Source organism: Sphingomonas sp. RS6 (assembly GCF_054489705.1).
Genome location: NZ_JBTMWM010000002.1, coordinates 412,681 through 427,240, shown reverse-complemented (window position 1 = coordinate 427,240; position 14,560 = coordinate 412,681). Strand labels below are relative to the sequence as shown.

Here is a 14,560-nt window from a genome sequence, read left to right as displayed (position 1 = left end):
CTCCCCTTGCGGACAGGTGGCGGATGCGCGTGCCGCTTCCTATCTCCCCTCTGGAACTCCGTTCAGAACAAAGCTAGAACCCTCACTCATGGCACTCACCACGATCTCCGTCCGCGGCGCGCGCGAGCACAACCTCAAGGGCGTCGACATCGACATTCCCCGCGACACGCTGACGGTGATCACCGGGCTGTCGGGGTCGGGCAAGTCGAGCCTCGCCTTCGACACCATCTATGCCGAGGGGCAGCGCCGCTATGTCGAATCGCTCTCGGCCTATGCGCGCCAGTTCCTCGAGCTGATGCAGAAGCCCAATGTCGAGCATATCGAGGGCCTCAGCCCCGCCATCTCGATCGAGCAGAAGACCACCAGCCGCAACCCGCGCTCGACGGTGGCGACGGTCACCGAGATCTACGATTACATGCGCCTGCTCTGGGCGCGGGTCGGCGTGCCCTACTCCCCCGCCACCGGCCTGCCGATCGCCGCGCAGACGGTAAGCCAGATGGTCGACCGCGTGCTCGCGCTGCCCGAGGGTACCCGGCTGCTGCTGCTCGCCCCCGTGGTGCGCGGGCGCAAGGGCGAGTATCGCAAGGAACTCGCCGAGTGGCAGAAGGCCGGCTTCAGCCGCGTCCGCATCGACGGCGAGATGTATCTGATCGAGGAAGCCCCGGCGCTCGACAAGAAGTTCAAGCACGACATCGAGGTGGTGGTCGATCGCCTGGTGGTGCGCGACGACATCGCCACCCGGCTGGCCGAAAGCTTCGAGACCGCGCTCAAGCTGGCCGAGGGGCTGGCCTATGTCGACCTGGTGGACGCCGTCGTTCCCGGCCGCGAGGACGAGGCCAGTTCGGGCGGCGCGATGAAGGGCGCGGGCATCCCGCCGAACCGCATCGTCTTCTCGGAGAAGTTCGCCTGCCCGGTCTCCGGCTTCACCATCCCCGAAATCGAGCCGCGGCTGTTCTCGTTCAACGCCCCCCAGGGCGCCTGCCCGGCGTGCGACGGCCTCGGCGAGAAGCTCGAGTTCGACGAGGACCTTGTCGTCCCCAACCACGATCTCAGCATCAAGAAGGGCGCGGTGGTGCCCTGGGCCAAGTCCAACCCGCCCTCGCCCTATTACATGCAGGTGCTGGGCAGCCTCGCCCGCGAGTTCGGCTTCAGCCTCGATACGCCGTGGAAGGACCTGCCCGGCGAAGTGAAGCTCATCATCCTCCACGGCACCGGCGGCAAGCCGGTCACCCTCACCTTCATCGACGGCCGCAAGAGCTACGACGTCAAGAAGCCGTTCGAGGGCGTGATCGGCAACCTCAACCGCCGCATGCTGCAGACCGAAAGCGCCTGGATGCGCGAGGAGCTGGGCAAGTACCAGGCGTCGCACCCCTGCGAGGTGTGCGGCGGCGCGCGCCTCAAGCCCGAGGCGCTGGCGGTGAAGGTCGCCGGGCAGGACATCGCTTATGCCACCCGCCTCTCGGTGGTCGACGCGCTCGGCTTCTTCCAGACGCTGCCCGAGACCTTCACGCCCCAGCAGCGCGAGATCGCCCGCGCGATCCTCAAGGAAATCGACGAGCGGCTCGGCTTCCTCAACAATGTCGGGCTCGACTATCTCAACCTCGATCGAACCTCCGGCACCTTGTCCGGCGGCGAGAGCCAGCGCATCCGCCTCGCCAGCCAGATCGGCAGCGGGCTGTCGGGCGTGCTCTACGTGCTCGACGAGCCCTCGATCGGCCTGCACCAGCGCGACAACGACATGCTGCTCGCCACGCTCAAGCGCCTCCGCGACCTCGGCAACACCGTGCTCGTCGTCGAGCATGACGAGGATGCGATCCGCACCGCCGACTATGTGATCGACATGGGGCCGGGCGCCGGCGTCCATGGCGGCGAGATCGTCGCCAAGGGTACGCTCGACGAGGTGCTCGCCACCGAAGGCAGCATCACCGCCGACTATCTCAACGGCACCCGCGAAGTCGCCGTGCCGCCCAAGCGCCGCAAGGGCAATGGCAAGAAGATCACCGTCCACAACGCCACCGCCAACAACCTGAAGGGCGTGACGGCCAGCATCCCGCTCGGCACCTTCACCTGCATCACCGGCGTCTCGGGCTCGGGCAAGTCCAGCTTCACGCTCGACACGCTCTACGCCTCGGCGGCGCGCCAGCTCAACGGCGCGCGCCTGCTCGCCGGCAAGCACGACAGGATCACCGGGCTCGAGCATTGCGACAAGGTGATCGACATCGACCAGTCGCCGATCGGCCGCACCCCGCGCTCGAACCCGGCGACCTATACCGGCGCCTTCACCAACATCCGCGACTGGTTCGCCGGCCTCCCCGAGGCGCAGGCGCGCGGCTACAAGCCCGGCCGGTTCAGCTTCAACGTCAAGGGCGGCCGGTGCGAGGCGTGCCAGGGCGACGGCGTGCTCAAGATCGAGATGCACTTCCTCCCCGACGTCTATGTCACCTGCGACGTGTGCCACGGCGCGCGCTACAATCGCGAGACGCTGGAGGTGAAGTTCAAGGGCAAGTCGATCGCCGACGTGCTCGACATGACGGTGGAAGACGCGGTCGAGTTCTTCAAGGCCGTGCCCCCGATCCGCGACCGCATGGCGATGCTCGCCGAAGTGGGCCTCGGCTATGTGAAGGTCGGCCAGCAGGCGACGACGCTGTCGGGCGGCGAGGCGCAGCGGGTGAAGCTCGCCAAGGAACTGGCGCGCCGCGCCACCGGGCAGACGCTGTACATCCTCGACGAACCCACCACGGGCCTGCACTTCGAGGATGTGCGCAAGCTATTGGAAGTGCTCCACGCGCTGGTCGAGCAGGGCAACACGGTGGTGGTGATCGAGCACAATCTCGACGTCATCAAGACCGCCGACTGGATCCTCGACCTGGGGCCCGAAGGCGGCGTGAAGGGCGGCGAGATCGTCGCCGAAGGCACGCCGGAGCAGGTGGCGAAGGTGGCGGGTAGTTACACCGGGCGGTATCTGGCGCCGTTGCTCAAGCCGCGGAAGGCGAAGGCGGGGAAGGTGGCGGCGGAGTGAGCTTCATAGGGGGATTAAGACAGTGGATGCCGCAAAGGAACTCTATTTAGCGTCGGATACGATGGGTGACGCGATCAAAGATTTTGAGGCCTCGATATCGCAGGATAAAATAGTTAAACTCACTGAGGTCTGCGCCGCTATTCAAGATGCTTGGAGCGGCTCCAATCTTGGATATCATGCGAACGTTTATTATAGAGAACTTAATCCACCTCCAGCGGGAGCAAAATTCAGTCCTGAATGGGGCCTGGAGCGACATTTTGGCCCTTCCAGCCATCCCGGCTTCGAGGAATTTCAGCCGTTAGAAGTCAAAAATGAAATTAATCGGCGAGCCGGAGTGTCACCTAATGACTTTGACCGACCATGTCGCAATTTGCTAAAGCAGTTTGGAGCGTTACGACGCGACATAATTTCTATTCTTACGATTGTAACAGAAGTAAATTCTGACGACTTTATTAACGAGAGTCTAAGTGAGATAAAAGGCTTGCAGCCGCTTTCAGCAGATTCCGCTAGAACGATGCTGCACCCTTCGGGCCGAAAGATATCCCGCGATACTCTTGCAATATCACAGGGGACTAGACTTGCGCCACATCAAGAGGTGTGGGCGGACGCCCTCTCTATAAGCTCCCTAGTCGACCATGCGGAACGACTTATGGAACTTTCTCGCCAGTGTGCTGCGCATCTTGCTCGGCGTGAGTCGTTCAAGTCGCCAGTGCATACCCCAGGCTCAGGTCAGACCATTTTTATTGGCCATGGCCGTTCACCAGTCTGGCGTGAGCTAAAGGACTTTATAAAAGACACCCTTCGATTGGATGTTGAAGAGTTCGGCAGAGTTTCAACCGCAGGGATTAGCACCACAGCACGACTTTCCGAAATGTTAAGCAACGCATCCTTCGCCTTTCTTATAATGACTGCCGAGGACGAGACAGGCGATGGGAAGAGAGTAGCGCGGCAGAATGTTATACACGAGGTTGGACTATTTCAGGGCAAGCTCGGAAATGAACGTGCCATAGTACTTTTAGAGGACGGGTGTGAGGAGTTCACAAATATAGTTGGATTAGGACAGATCAGGTTTCCTGCAAACCGAATTTCGGCAGTTTTCGAGGATATTAGGGCGGTTTTGAGGCGAGAAAATCTCCTTCCTAGCTGAGATAGCACGCCAAATATTCTGGCTTGACTTTCTGACGCCTGGAGGTCCGGGGACACAATACCGAACTCGGCTCCACCGACCTCGACTTCCTTGACGCCTCGCGCTGCAACTCGCATCTTCACCACATGACCACGCGCATCATCATCGACCCACAAGTCTGCGGCGGCCGGCCGATCGTCGCCGGTACCCGGATGCGCGTCAGCGACGTGCTGGATGCGCTGGCGGATGGCGTCAGCGTCGAGGAACTGCTCGCGGACTTTCCGTACCTCGTCCGCGTCTGCCGCGCCTATCCGTCGCCGCCAAGTAACCCCCAAATTTGAAACGGCCGCCTCGGCGGCTTCTCCCATCCACCGTCATTCCCGCGAAGGCGGGAATCCATTGCCCTGTGCGCCGGGGAAAGAACCGCCCATTCAGCGCCAATGGATCCCCGCCTTCGCGGGGATGACGGCGTGTCGTGGCGGATCGCGATCGCCTGCCCCGAAGCATCGACGTGGCTTCGCGCCCCCCTCTTCGCGCCTCCGCGCCTCCGCGCCTTTGCGCCTTTGCGCGCAAAACCCTTCTTCCTTCTTCCGGTTCGCGATATCCTCCGGCCATGCCCGAAGACGACTCCGACTTCCCGGACTCCGATTACGCGCCGCCGGGGCCGATCCCCTCGCCGGAAGCCTATGACGCATGGTTCCGCGCCAAGATCGAGAAGGCGCTCGCCGACCCCCGACCCAGCATCCCGCACGAGGTCGTCATGGCGCGGGTACAGGCGATACTCGACCGGCACAAAAAGCCGCAGGACTGACGCCCCCATGCCCCACCTCCCCACCAACCCCGCCCATCTCGGCCGCGCCGCCAGCGCCAGCGTCGAGCCCGACTTCACCGGCCCGGACTGGTACGACGCGTATATCGCCCGCCACGAAGCCGACGGGATCGACGGCCGCCTCGTCTCGCAGTTCGATTTCGCGGAAAGCTGGGATAGCTGGGAGATGCACCCGCACGGCGCGGAACTCGTGATCTGCACGGCGGGCGCCTGCACGCTCCACCAGGAACATGCCGATGGCAGCAGCGAGCGCGTGACGCTCGCGCCCGGCGACTATGCCATCAACCCGCCGGGGACATGGCACACCGCCGATGTCGCGTCGGGCGAGACCTGCACCGCGATCTTCATCACCCCCGGCATCGGCACCACCCACCGGCCGCGCTGAGCCCCAAGGCCCCCTCACCCTTCCGCCGCTTCGCGGCTCCCTCCCTCTCCCACAAGGGGAGAGGGAGAAGCGGCGCCCTGCACCCTCTCCCCTTGTGGGAGAGGGGAGGGGCCCGCCGCCCGAGGCGGTGGGAAGGGTGAGGGGGCGATTTGCAGCGCAAATCGCGCGGCGCGCCGCGCCGCTCACCCTCTCCCGCCCCCAAAAAGAACAAACCAACAACAAAACCCTGTCCTACACCCCCTGTTTCGGCATATCTGGCAAGTCGCCTTGGCCTTCCAGGAGACGCACCATGACCCGCCATGTCGAAATCCTCGCCTCGCATCCCGGGGGCGACGATCTGTTCTGCCTCGACGAACTGGTCGATACCGGCCCGATCCCCGCGCGGCGCGAGCGGCAGGATGGCTGGACGCCCGAGCGGCAGGCGCTGTTCCTCAAGCTGCTGTCCGAAGGGCACACCATCACCACCGCCTGCGACGCCGCCGGCATGTCCACCAGCTCGGCCTATGCGCTGCGGCGATCGGCGGCGGGGGCGGCGTTCGCGGTCGCGTGGCAGGCGGCGCTGCTGCTCGCGCGCGAGCATCTGGCGGATCGGCTGATCGAGCGCGCCGTGCATGGCAGCGTCGAGACGATCACCCGGCCCGATGGCTCCACCCTCACCCGCCAGCGCCACGACAACCGGCTGGCGATGCACATGCTCACCCGGCTCGACCGGCTGGCCGATGGCGATGCCGGCGCGGTCGATCATGCCGCCGCGCGGCTCGTCGCGGGCGAGTTCGACCAGTTTCTCGCGCTGATCGAACGCGGCGGCGGCGCGGCGCGTGCCGGGCTGTTCCTCGCCCAGCGGCTGGAGGGCGCGGCGGCGGCCGACGATCTCGCCCCGCTGCGCGCGCTCGCCCGCGCCGATGCCTGGCTGCGCAGCGGCGGCGCGGGCGGGGACGGCGCGGACACCGCCGATCTTGCCGATCTCGATCCGGCGCAGCGCGCGCACTGGACCGCCGAGCAATGGGCGCGGGCCGAGGCGGCGGGGCTGCTCGTCCTCGCGCCGCCGCCCGCCGCCGCCGATGCCCCCGCGCCGCAATACGCGCACGAGTGTGAACTTTGGCAACTTAGACAGGCCGACAATCCCGATGGCGCGCCGGTCTGGTGGGACAGCGAGCTGTGCGAATGGCGCACCAGCTTCCCGCCCGATCCGCTGTTCTATGGCCATGAGGAGGGCGAGTATGGCGACCCCGATTATTCGCGCACGCTCTCGTCCGACGAGCTGGAGGTGATCGAAGGGCCGCTGCGCGCCGCCCGCGAGGCGAAGCTGGCCGAGGCCGAGCGGCTGCGCGATGCCTGGTTCGCCGATGGCGTCATCGTCGAAGAGGTCGATGACGCGCCCGCGCTGCCCGCCGCGCCCCCGCCGCCGCCCCCGTCCCTGCCGCCCACGCGCTCCGCCGGCCCCGCGCCCAAGCCCCGCGCGCGTGCCAAGCCGCAGCGCAAGCGCGCGGCAAAGCCGGCGCGCAAGCCGTCGTCGCGGCGGCGCGGCCGGGCGCAATCGGCGGGCGCGGCATTGCAATCGGCGCCGCATGCGCCCACATAGGGGCTGCTACAGTCGCAAATCGTCGGTTACTGGTGCTTTGCGGCTCCGCTTTCCTTCTTTCCCTGCCCCTGAAGCACGAGGCTTCCCACACGCGGGGCGCCGACAATCGAAGGAAAACGTATGAGCATCACCGGCACCGTCAAATTCTTCAATGCCGACAAGGGCTATGGCTTCATCGCGCCGGATACGGGCGGCAACGACGCCTTCGTCCATATCAGCGCGGTCGAGCGCGCGGGCATGATCACGCTGCAGCAGAACCAGCGCGTGAGCTACGAGCTCGAAGAGGATCGTCGCGGCAAGATGGCCGCGATCAACCTCCAGGCGGCAGACTGAAGTTCCAGACGGCGGCACCCTCCCGGTGCCGCCGTTTTCGTTTCGACGATCCTCAAACCTCGCGGGAGCATGTGATGACCGATAGCGAACTCTTCCGTGCCCGTGCCGACGAAGCGGGTGCCCTCGCGGCCGGCAGCGATCTCGACAATGTCCGCGACCGCCATCTGCGCTCGCAGGCTGCGTGGGAAGCGATGGCCGTCCGCGCCGAGCGCGTCGCGACCGAACGGGCCCGCAACGAAGCGGCGAAGCAGGCCGCGAGCGCGCTGGTCGACTGACGCCGGGCTTGAATGTTGGGGTCGCGGGCCCCATCTCTCTATCCAGACGCAGCTGCCGCACCTTCGATGTGCCGGCCGTGGTTCGTTACGGAACCCGCTCGCGTCTTGTCGGTTCTGCATGTCACCAGTCCGGGGCGTTTGCGCGCCCCTCGCCGCCGTGCATCCGCCCGTCCCGGGCGCCGACTGCAAATGATAAAGAGAAAAAACAGGAATAGAATGAACTTCTTCGATCGTATTCAGGAAACCCAGATCACCCGCACGCCGACTTCGTCGATCTTCCCGCTGGCCGCCGGCACGTCTGCCCGCCGCCGCGGCAAGCCCACCCCGCTCCAGGCCGCGGCGCAGCGCCGCATCGCCCGGGCCGCGGTGATGGAAGTGCTCGGCTGATCTGACTGTCTAGCCGGAACGGCGGGCCGGCCTGGCCGTTGACGGGGCACAACCCCTTCAACTTCAGGAACCCCCGATGCCCGCCACCAAGACCCCGGCCACGAAAAAACGGACCACCCGGTCCAGCACCAAGGCCAAGCAGGCCGCCGCGCGCTCGCCGAGCCGCACCGGCCTCGCCGCCGCCGCGCTGGCCGGCGCCACCGCGCTCGGCGCGCTGGTCGCCGGCGTGTTCGCCCTCCGCCGCCGCAGCGCCGCGGAACCGGGCACCGTCCCCACCGATCTCACCGGCGCTCGCCACCCCGATGGCAGCGAGCGGGCGATCGAGGCGTTCCGCCCCGATCCCACCGCCCCCGTCCCCGCCGCGGAGCGCGACGCCCTCCGTCCGGCCCTGGCCGGCGCCGCCGCCCCCACCCTCGTCGCCGGCCAGGCCGACGATCTCCGCCGCCTCGACGCCGCCCCCTCCTGAAGGTCGCACGCAACTTTCCGGCCCCGCCGAACATTGGCGTTCCACGCTTTCAAGGGAGACAAGAACAATGCGTATTCTGTCGATTGGCCTCGCCGCCGCCGCGGCGACGATGGTTTCGGGCTGCATGGGCGACGGCTATGGCGGCACCAGCTCCGCCAGCTATGGCGGCTACCGCAACTATGACTGGAACCGCCCCGATCCCTCGTACAACGGCTATGAAGCCGACCGCTACTACCGCGACGACCGCCGCTACCGCGAGCGCCGCCTGTCGCAGGACGACCGTATCTACCGTGGTCGTGACGGCCGCTATTATTGCCGCCGCCCGGATGGCACCACCGGCCTGATCGTCGGCGGCGTTGCCGGCGGCGTGCTCGGCAACCTGATCGCCCCGGGCGGCTCGCAGACGCTGGGTACGCTGCTCGGCGCCGCCGCCGGTGCCGCCGCGGGCCGGGCGATCGAGCGTGACCAGGTGAAGTGCCGTTGATCTGAGCGACTGCCGGCGGGCCGCCATCGGCCGCGCCCGCCGGCATGCCCGAACCGGGAGGAACCGACGATGACGACCCGCACCGCCACCGCCCGCTACACCGGCTTCGGCAAGCCCGGCAAAGGCCAGCTGACCAGCCAGTCGGGCGTGCTCGATGCGACGCCCTACGGCTTCAACACGCGCTTCGCCGACGAAAAGGGCACCAACCCAGAGGAACTGATCGCCGCCGCCCATGCCGGCTGCTTCACCATGGCGCTCAGCTTCGCACTGGCCCAGGCCGGGTTCGACGACGGCACGCTGGAAACCACTGCCGCCGTGACGCTGGACAAGGATGGCGACAGCTTCACCATCACCCGCTCGGCGCTGTCGCTCAAGGCAGAGGTGCCGGGGATCGACGAGGCCCAGTTCGCCAGGCTGGCAAAGGACGCGGAGCAGAATTGCCCGGTATCGAAATTGCTCAAGGCAGAGATCACGCTCGACTGGCAGCTCGCCTGATCGATCGGGGCGCCGCCGCCGTCCGTCGTCCGCCGGCGACATCAAAAAGGGGGACCGGCATCGCTGCCAGCCCCCCGGTCGCCGGCCTCGACCACGGATGCCGGATGGCATCCATCGCCCGGTGTCGGCGGCATGCACCACCCGCGTCGGCAAGGAGCACGGGCGCTGCGTCGGTCGCCTTCAGAAGCGCCGCTGGCTGAGCAGCGGCATTTCCTTTTGCGACCCGCTTCTCCGTTCGCCGGTCGGCGGCGGAAAAGACGGTCGGCGTTCGATTGCAATCAGGTTGCGGACAACCCGTCGCCTCGTTTCGCCTTTCGGGCATGTCGGCACGGTTTCCGAATGGCACCAGTCCCGATATGTCCGTGCAGGCCGTTGAATTTCCGATGATTTCTCATTGTCCATCGCATCGTCTGCAAGTGAATGGTCTCACCTCCGGCGAGTCGCACCAAGCGCGAAAGCGCCCGTTCCACCTGTTGATAACGTGGATAACGGGGATAAACCGGCCCTATCCGCCGCCCGGTGCCCAGCCCGGCGCCGCCAGCTCGAAACCGGCAAAATCGAACGCCGGCACCACCGCGCAGCTCACCAGCGCCCAGCCCCGCGGCGCTTCCGCCGACTGCCAGCAATGGGCGGGCACCCGGCATTGCGGCGCCTCGCCGCCGGTCACATCGCCGCCGAGGATGATCGCGTCCCCGGCACGCTCGTCCCCGCTCGCCGCGATCCGCAGCTCGATCGGCGATCCGGCGTGCCAGAACCACAGCTCCTCCGCATCCACCCGGTGCCAGTGCGACCGGGCACCCTGTTCGAGCAGGAACAGGATCGCCGTGCCCACCCCGCGCCCGCCGTCCGCCGATGCGCCCCGCCAGGTCTCGCGATACCAGCCGCCCTCGGGATGCGGCGCGAGGCCAAGCTGTTCGATGATCCGCCGCGCCTCGTCCATTCGCATCCTATCCCTTTCCTGAACGGCACGTCGTTCGTCGTTCATGCAACCTGCTGCAGAAGCAGGACGTTGCACCACCGTATTCCAATTCCTTCAATGCAGGAGTTTGTTCATGCGTAAACTGATGCTCGCATTTGGCGCCGCGTCGCTCACCCTTCCGGCCGCCGCCGTCGTGCTGCCCAGCGCAAAGGCCTCGGCTGCGACCTTGTCGCAGGACCGCCACTACCACAAGAAGAAGAAGCGCTACGCCTATCGCGAATGGCGCGGGCGCGACGGCCGCCGCTATTGCCGCAAGCCCGACGGGACGACCGGCCTTGTGATCGGCGGCGTCGCCGGTGCGCTGGTCGGCCGCACGATCGATACGCGGGGCGATCGCACCGCCGGGACCGTTCTTGGCGGCGTTGCCGGCGCCCTTGCCGGTCGCGAGATCGAACGCAGCGGCGATCGTCGCTGCCGCTAAGGTCCAGCCCTTTTCTGAGCCTGCCGCCCCGGTCGACGCCCAGCAACGTCGGCCGGGGCGATGCCGTCTGGCACGCGCGTTGACAGCGACAGGCGGATCGCTGAAGCTGCGCGGATAACTCCCGAAGGAGGCGCACAATGGCCGGCAAGAAGGACAAGAAAAGCGCGAAGGACACCGCGAAGGGGGCCTCGCTGTTGCCCAAGTCGATTGCCGGGGTGAAGCTGCCCAAGGAGGCGCGGCGCCAGCTGACCGATCTCGCCAAACACCCTATCGTCGCCGATCTGCTCGCCGCCGGCCTCGTGGCACTCGCTGCGCGTATCAAGGGCGAGCTCGAACCGCAGGCCAAGACGAAGGCTGACGCACCGGCCGATCCGCCCGCGCCGCCGACGCCGCTCGCACCGCCGCCTGCACCCGAACCTCCTGCTACCCCGTCACCACCCAAGCGCACCCGCAAGCCCGCCGCTGCCAAGGATGCCGCCGCTGCCCCGGCCGCAAAGCCGCCGGTCCGCCGCACCCGCAAGCCGGCATCCCCCAAGCCGAAAGCGCCGCCCGCCGGCGACTCCTGAACGGCTGCCCAAACGAAACAGGCCCCGCCGCGATGGCGAGGCCTGTCCCGGGGGATTAGCGAAATGAAGGCGGTCAGCCGCGATGATGGTTGCGGTCGCGCTTCTCGATCCGGATCTTGGCGGAGAGCGAGTCGAACCGGCGATCAAGGTCGCGACGCTCCGCCATCGTCAGGCCGGGACGCGAGGCGCGGTAGCGGGCCTCGAGCCGCACCAGCGAGCGATATTCGCCCCGCAGCGCCGTCGCCTCGCGGCGGCTGAGCGCGCCCGAACGGACGCCCTGATCGATCCGCTTGTCGAGCCGTGCCTCGCGCTCGTTGATGCTCTGCCAGCCGCGTGCCTGCGCATAGGCCGGGGCATGGGGGGCCGGGGCATGGATCGGCGCGGCAACGGCGGGAACGGCAGCGGCGGCAACGCCCAGACTGGCGACCATCAGCATGAACTTGTTCACCTGAAACTCCTTTTCTTCACTGGGCCGCCTCTGCGGCCGAAGGACGTTATCGAACGCCGCTGTCGCGCAACTGTCCCGCAATTCGTCCTATTGTGTCACCGTTTGTCGCAACGGCGCGGCGTTCGTTCAGCTTCGCCGGTCAGGCGACGAGCAGTCGTTCGGCCTGGGCGCGCGCCTCGGGGGTGATCTCCGCACCGGAAAGCATGCGCGCGATCTCCTCGCGCCGCTGGTCGCGGTCGAGCGGCGTCACGCCGGTGCGGGTGACGATGCCGTCGTGCCGCTTGGCGATCAGCAAATGGCGCCGGCCGCGCGCCGCCACCTGCGGGCTGTGCGTCACCACCAGCACCTGCGACCGGTCGGCCAGCCGCGCCAGCCGTTCGCCGATCGCGTCGGCCACCGCGCCGCCGACGCCGCGATCGACCTCGTCGAAGATCAGCGTCGCCGCGCCGCCCTCTTCGGCCAGCGCCACCTTCATCGCCAGGATGAAGCGCGAAAGTTCGCCGCCGCTGGCGATCTTCATCAGCGGCGCGAACGGCGCGCCCGGGTTCGTCGAAACCTCGAACTCCACCCGGTCCATGCCGGCGGCGCTCCATTGCCCCTCGTCGAGCGGCTCGACCATTGTGCGGAACCGCGCGGCATCGAGCTTGAGCGGCCGAAGTTCGGATTCGACCGCCGCGTCGAGCCGCGCCGCCGCCTCGCTGCGCGCGGCCGACAGCGCCTGCGCCGCCTCGCGATACGCTTGGTGCGCCGCCGCCGCCGCACGTTCGAGCCGGTCGATCGTCGCGCCGCCGCTGGTCAGCCGGTCGAGCCGGTCGGACAATTCGGTCAACAGCGCCGGCAGTTCGTCAGGCTGCACGCGGTGCTTGCGCGCGATCGCCCGCAGCTCGAACAGCCGCGCCTCATCGGCTTCGAGCGCCGCTGGGTCGAACGCCAGCGCCTCCGCCGCATGGTCGACCTGCGCCTGCGCCTCGGCACCGTCGCCGATCGCGTGGTCGATCGCCGCCAGCGCCTCGGCCAGCGCGGGATGATCGTCGGACACGCGCTCGAGGATGCGCGCCGCCTGCCGCAGCCGCGCAAGCCCGCCATCCGAGCCTTCGAGCAGGTCGGCAATCGCCTGAAGGTCGCTGGCAATCTTCTCGCCGCGCTGCATCGTCGCGCGCCGCTCCGCCAGTCGTTCCTCCTCGCCTGCCTCCGGGGCGAGCGCGGTCAGCTCGGCGACGGCATGGTCGAGCCACTCGCGGTCGCGCTCGGCGGCATCCTGTTCGGCGCGCGCGACCGCCAGCGCATCTTCGGCCTCGCGCCAGGCGCGGTGCGCGATCGCCACCGGCCCGCCGTCGCAGCGGCCAAAGGTGTCGAGCAGCAGTCGGTGACCACGCGGATTGAGCAGCCCGCGATCGTCATGCTGCCCGTGGATCTCGACCAGATGCGGCGCCAATTCGCGCAGCAGCCCGGCCGAGGCGGGCTCGTCGTTGATGAACGCCCGGCTGCCGCCGTCGGCCTTGACGACGCGCCGGATCAGCAGCGGCTCACCCGGCTCCAGCGTCATCGCATTCTCGGCGAACAGGCTGGCGATCGCGCCGTCGGCCGCAGGCGGCAGGAAGCTGGCGACCACCACCGCCTGTGCGGCGCCCGTGCGGACCAGCCCGCTATCGGCACGCGCCCCCAGCGCCAGCCCCAGCGCGTCGAGCAGGATCGACTTGCCCGCCCCGGTCTCGCCGGTGAGCACGCCGAGCCCCTCGCCGAACTCCAGGTCGAGCGCCTCGATCAACACGACGTCGCGAATGGAAAGCGCAGTCAGCATCGGCGCCCCCTATCGCAGGAACACACAAGGAACGGAAGCCGCTTTACGCACATCGGCGCGGCCGCCACCGTTCGCTCGCCTCAGCTCGCGGGCTTCGCCTTGGTTTCGGCGGCGAGCTTGTCCTGGTTTTCCTGCATCAGCTCATAGGCGTGCTTGTACCAGTCGGTGCCCGGATAGTTGGCACCCAGCACCGCCGCCGCCTTTTCGGCCTCGATCGGCACGCCCAGCGCCAGATAGGCTTCGGTCAGCCGCATCAGCGCCTCGGGCACATGCGTCGTCATCTGATACTGGTCGACCACGGTGCGGAAGCGCAGCACCGCCGCCAGCCACTGGCCGCGCCCTTCGTAGAAGCGCCCGATCTCCATCTCCTTGCCGGCCAGATGGTCGCGGACAAGGTCGAGCTTGAGCCGCGCATCGGCGGCATATTTGGAATTGGGATAGCGGCGAATCAGCTCGCCCAGCGAATCGAGCGCCTGCTGCGTGATCTTCTGGTCGCGGGTAACGTCGCTGATCTGTTCGTAATAGGAGATACCGATCAGATAATAGGCATAGGGCGCGTCGCGGTTGCCGGGATGCACCGCCAGGAAACGCTGCGCCGACGCGATCGCCTCAGGATAGTCACGGTTCAGATAATAGCTGAACGCACCCATTAACTGCGCGCGGCGCGCCCATACCGAATAGGGATGCTGGCGCTCCACCTCGTCGAACAGCGCCGCCGCCAGCTTGTACTGATGCTGGTCGAGCTTCGCCCGGGCCGTGCTGTACAGCGTGCCGACGTCGCGCGCGACATAGGGCAGATCCTTGACGCCGCTGCTCTTGGCACAGCCGGCGACGGAAAGGGCGAACACCGGGATGAGCGCAATGGCGCGCGCGCGGGAGATGGGACTACGCATAGGCGGCGGTTCTTAGACCGGGGGCGTGGCCGCAAACAATCCTTTTCGGGGCGGGATTGCGGCGGAACGCG

18 protein-coding genes are annotated in these 14,560 nt (G+C 67.4%); 14 read left to right on the top strand and 4 right to left on the bottom strand.

Annotation, left to right across the window (positions count from 1 at the left end; genetic code table 11):
• Window positions 1–88: 88 nt before the first annotated feature.
• From uvrA to ACX40Y_RS06805, 12 genes are all read left to right on the top strand, one after another.
• Window positions 89–3,019, top strand: a complete 2,931-nt coding sequence (uvrA, locus tag ACX40Y_RS06860; protein WP_459118791.1) for an excinuclease ABC subunit UvrA — start codon at window positions 89–91, stop codon at window positions 3,017–3,019.
• 61 nt (window positions 3,020–3,080) lie between these two features.
• Window positions 3,081–4,166, top strand: a complete 1,086-nt coding sequence (locus tag ACX40Y_RS06855; protein ID WP_459118790.1) for a TIR domain-containing protein — start codon at window positions 3,081–3,083, stop codon at window positions 4,164–4,166.
• Between the two features lie 125 nt (window positions 4,167–4,291).
• A complete protein-coding gene (locus tag ACX40Y_RS06850) occupies window positions 4,292–4,486 on the top strand; it encodes a DUF433 domain-containing protein (RefSeq protein WP_459118789.1) in 195 nt (64 codons plus the stop codon).
• Window positions 4,487–4,758: 272 nt separating this feature from the next.
• Window positions 4,759–4,956: a type II toxin-antitoxin system RelB family antitoxin gene (gene relB, locus ACX40Y_RS06845; RefSeq protein ID WP_459118788.1), complete on the top strand. Its 198-nt coding sequence runs from the start codon at window positions 4,759–4,761 to the stop codon at window positions 4,954–4,956.
• A 7-nt stretch (window positions 4,957–4,963) separates the two neighbouring features.
• Window positions 4,964–5,359, top strand: coding sequence for a cupin domain-containing protein (locus tag ACX40Y_RS06840; RefSeq protein ID WP_459118787.1), 396 nt, complete (start codon window positions 4,964–4,966; stop codon window positions 5,357–5,359).
• Between the two features lie 289 nt (window positions 5,360–5,648).
• The gene (locus tag ACX40Y_RS06835; RefSeq protein WP_459118786.1) at window positions 5,649–6,941 is read left to right on the top strand and encodes a hypothetical protein; all 1,293 of its coding nucleotides are present in this window, start codon (window positions 5,649–5,651) and stop codon (window positions 6,939–6,941) included.
• A gap of 120 nt (window positions 6,942–7,061) precedes the next feature.
• Window positions 7,062–7,274, top strand: a complete 213-nt coding sequence (locus tag ACX40Y_RS06830; RefSeq protein ID WP_459118785.1) for a cold-shock protein — start codon at window positions 7,062–7,064, stop codon at window positions 7,272–7,274.
• Between the two features lie 74 nt (window positions 7,275–7,348).
• Window positions 7,349–7,549: a hypothetical protein gene (locus tag ACX40Y_RS06825; protein WP_459118784.1), complete on the top strand. Its 201-nt coding sequence runs from the start codon at window positions 7,349–7,351 to the stop codon at window positions 7,547–7,549.
• A 216-nt stretch (window positions 7,550–7,765) separates the two neighbouring features.
• Window positions 7,766–7,936, top strand: a complete 171-nt coding sequence (locus tag ACX40Y_RS06820) for a hypothetical protein (protein WP_459118783.1) — start codon at window positions 7,766–7,768, stop codon at window positions 7,934–7,936.
• A gap of 76 nt (window positions 7,937–8,012) precedes the next feature.
• Window positions 8,013–8,402 (top strand): hypothetical protein, encoded by a 390-nt coding sequence (locus ACX40Y_RS06815; protein ID WP_459118782.1) that lies wholly within the window; start codon window positions 8,013–8,015, stop codon window positions 8,400–8,402.
• Window positions 8,403–8,469: 67 nt separating this feature from the next.
• Window positions 8,470–8,886, top strand: coding sequence for a glycine zipper 2TM domain-containing protein (locus ACX40Y_RS06810; RefSeq protein WP_459118781.1), 417 nt, complete (start codon window positions 8,470–8,472; stop codon window positions 8,884–8,886).
• Window positions 8,887–8,955: 69 nt separating this feature from the next.
• Complete coding sequence (locus ACX40Y_RS06805; RefSeq protein ID WP_459118780.1) at window positions 8,956–9,381, top strand: OsmC family protein; 426 nt, start codon at window positions 8,956–8,958, stop codon at window positions 9,379–9,381.
• Window positions 9,382–9,886: 505 nt separating this feature from the next.
• Here ACX40Y_RS06805 and ACX40Y_RS06800 read toward each other — a convergent pair.
• Window positions 9,887–10,321 carry a cupin domain-containing protein gene (locus ACX40Y_RS06800; protein ID WP_459118885.1) on the bottom strand — a complete coding sequence of 145 codons (435 nt, stop codon included), beginning with the start codon at window positions 10,319–10,321 and terminating at the stop codon, window positions 9,887–9,889.
• Window positions 10,322–10,433: 112 nt separating this feature from the next.
• Between ACX40Y_RS06800 and ACX40Y_RS06795 the strand changes: the two genes are divergently transcribed.
• A complete protein-coding gene (locus ACX40Y_RS06795; protein ID WP_459118779.1) occupies window positions 10,434–10,781 on the top strand; it encodes a glycine zipper 2TM domain-containing protein in 348 nt (115 codons plus the stop codon).
• A 137-nt stretch (window positions 10,782–10,918) separates the two neighbouring features.
• Entirely contained in the window at window positions 10,919–11,347 is a 429-nt protein-coding gene (locus tag ACX40Y_RS06790) for a hypothetical protein (protein WP_459118778.1), read from the top strand.
• A gap of 73 nt (window positions 11,348–11,420) precedes the next feature.
• Here the strand turns inward: ACX40Y_RS06790 and ACX40Y_RS06785 are convergent, their stop codons facing one another.
• From ACX40Y_RS06785 to ACX40Y_RS06775, 3 genes are all read right to left on the bottom strand, one after another.
• Window positions 11,421–11,795 (bottom strand): hypothetical protein, encoded by a 375-nt coding sequence (locus tag ACX40Y_RS06785; RefSeq protein ID WP_459118777.1) that lies wholly within the window; start codon window positions 11,793–11,795, stop codon window positions 11,421–11,423.
• Window positions 11,796–11,934: 139 nt separating this feature from the next.
• On the bottom strand, window positions 11,935–13,596 hold the full coding sequence (gene recN / locus ACX40Y_RS06780; protein ID WP_459118776.1) for a DNA repair protein RecN: 1,662 nt from the start codon (window positions 13,594–13,596) through the stop codon (window positions 11,935–11,937).
• Between the two features lie 80 nt (window positions 13,597–13,676).
• On the bottom strand, window positions 13,677–14,489 hold the full coding sequence (locus ACX40Y_RS06775) for an outer membrane protein assembly factor BamD (RefSeq protein WP_459118775.1): 813 nt from the start codon (window positions 14,487–14,489) through the stop codon (window positions 13,677–13,679).
• Window positions 14,490–14,560 lie beyond the last annotated feature (71 nt).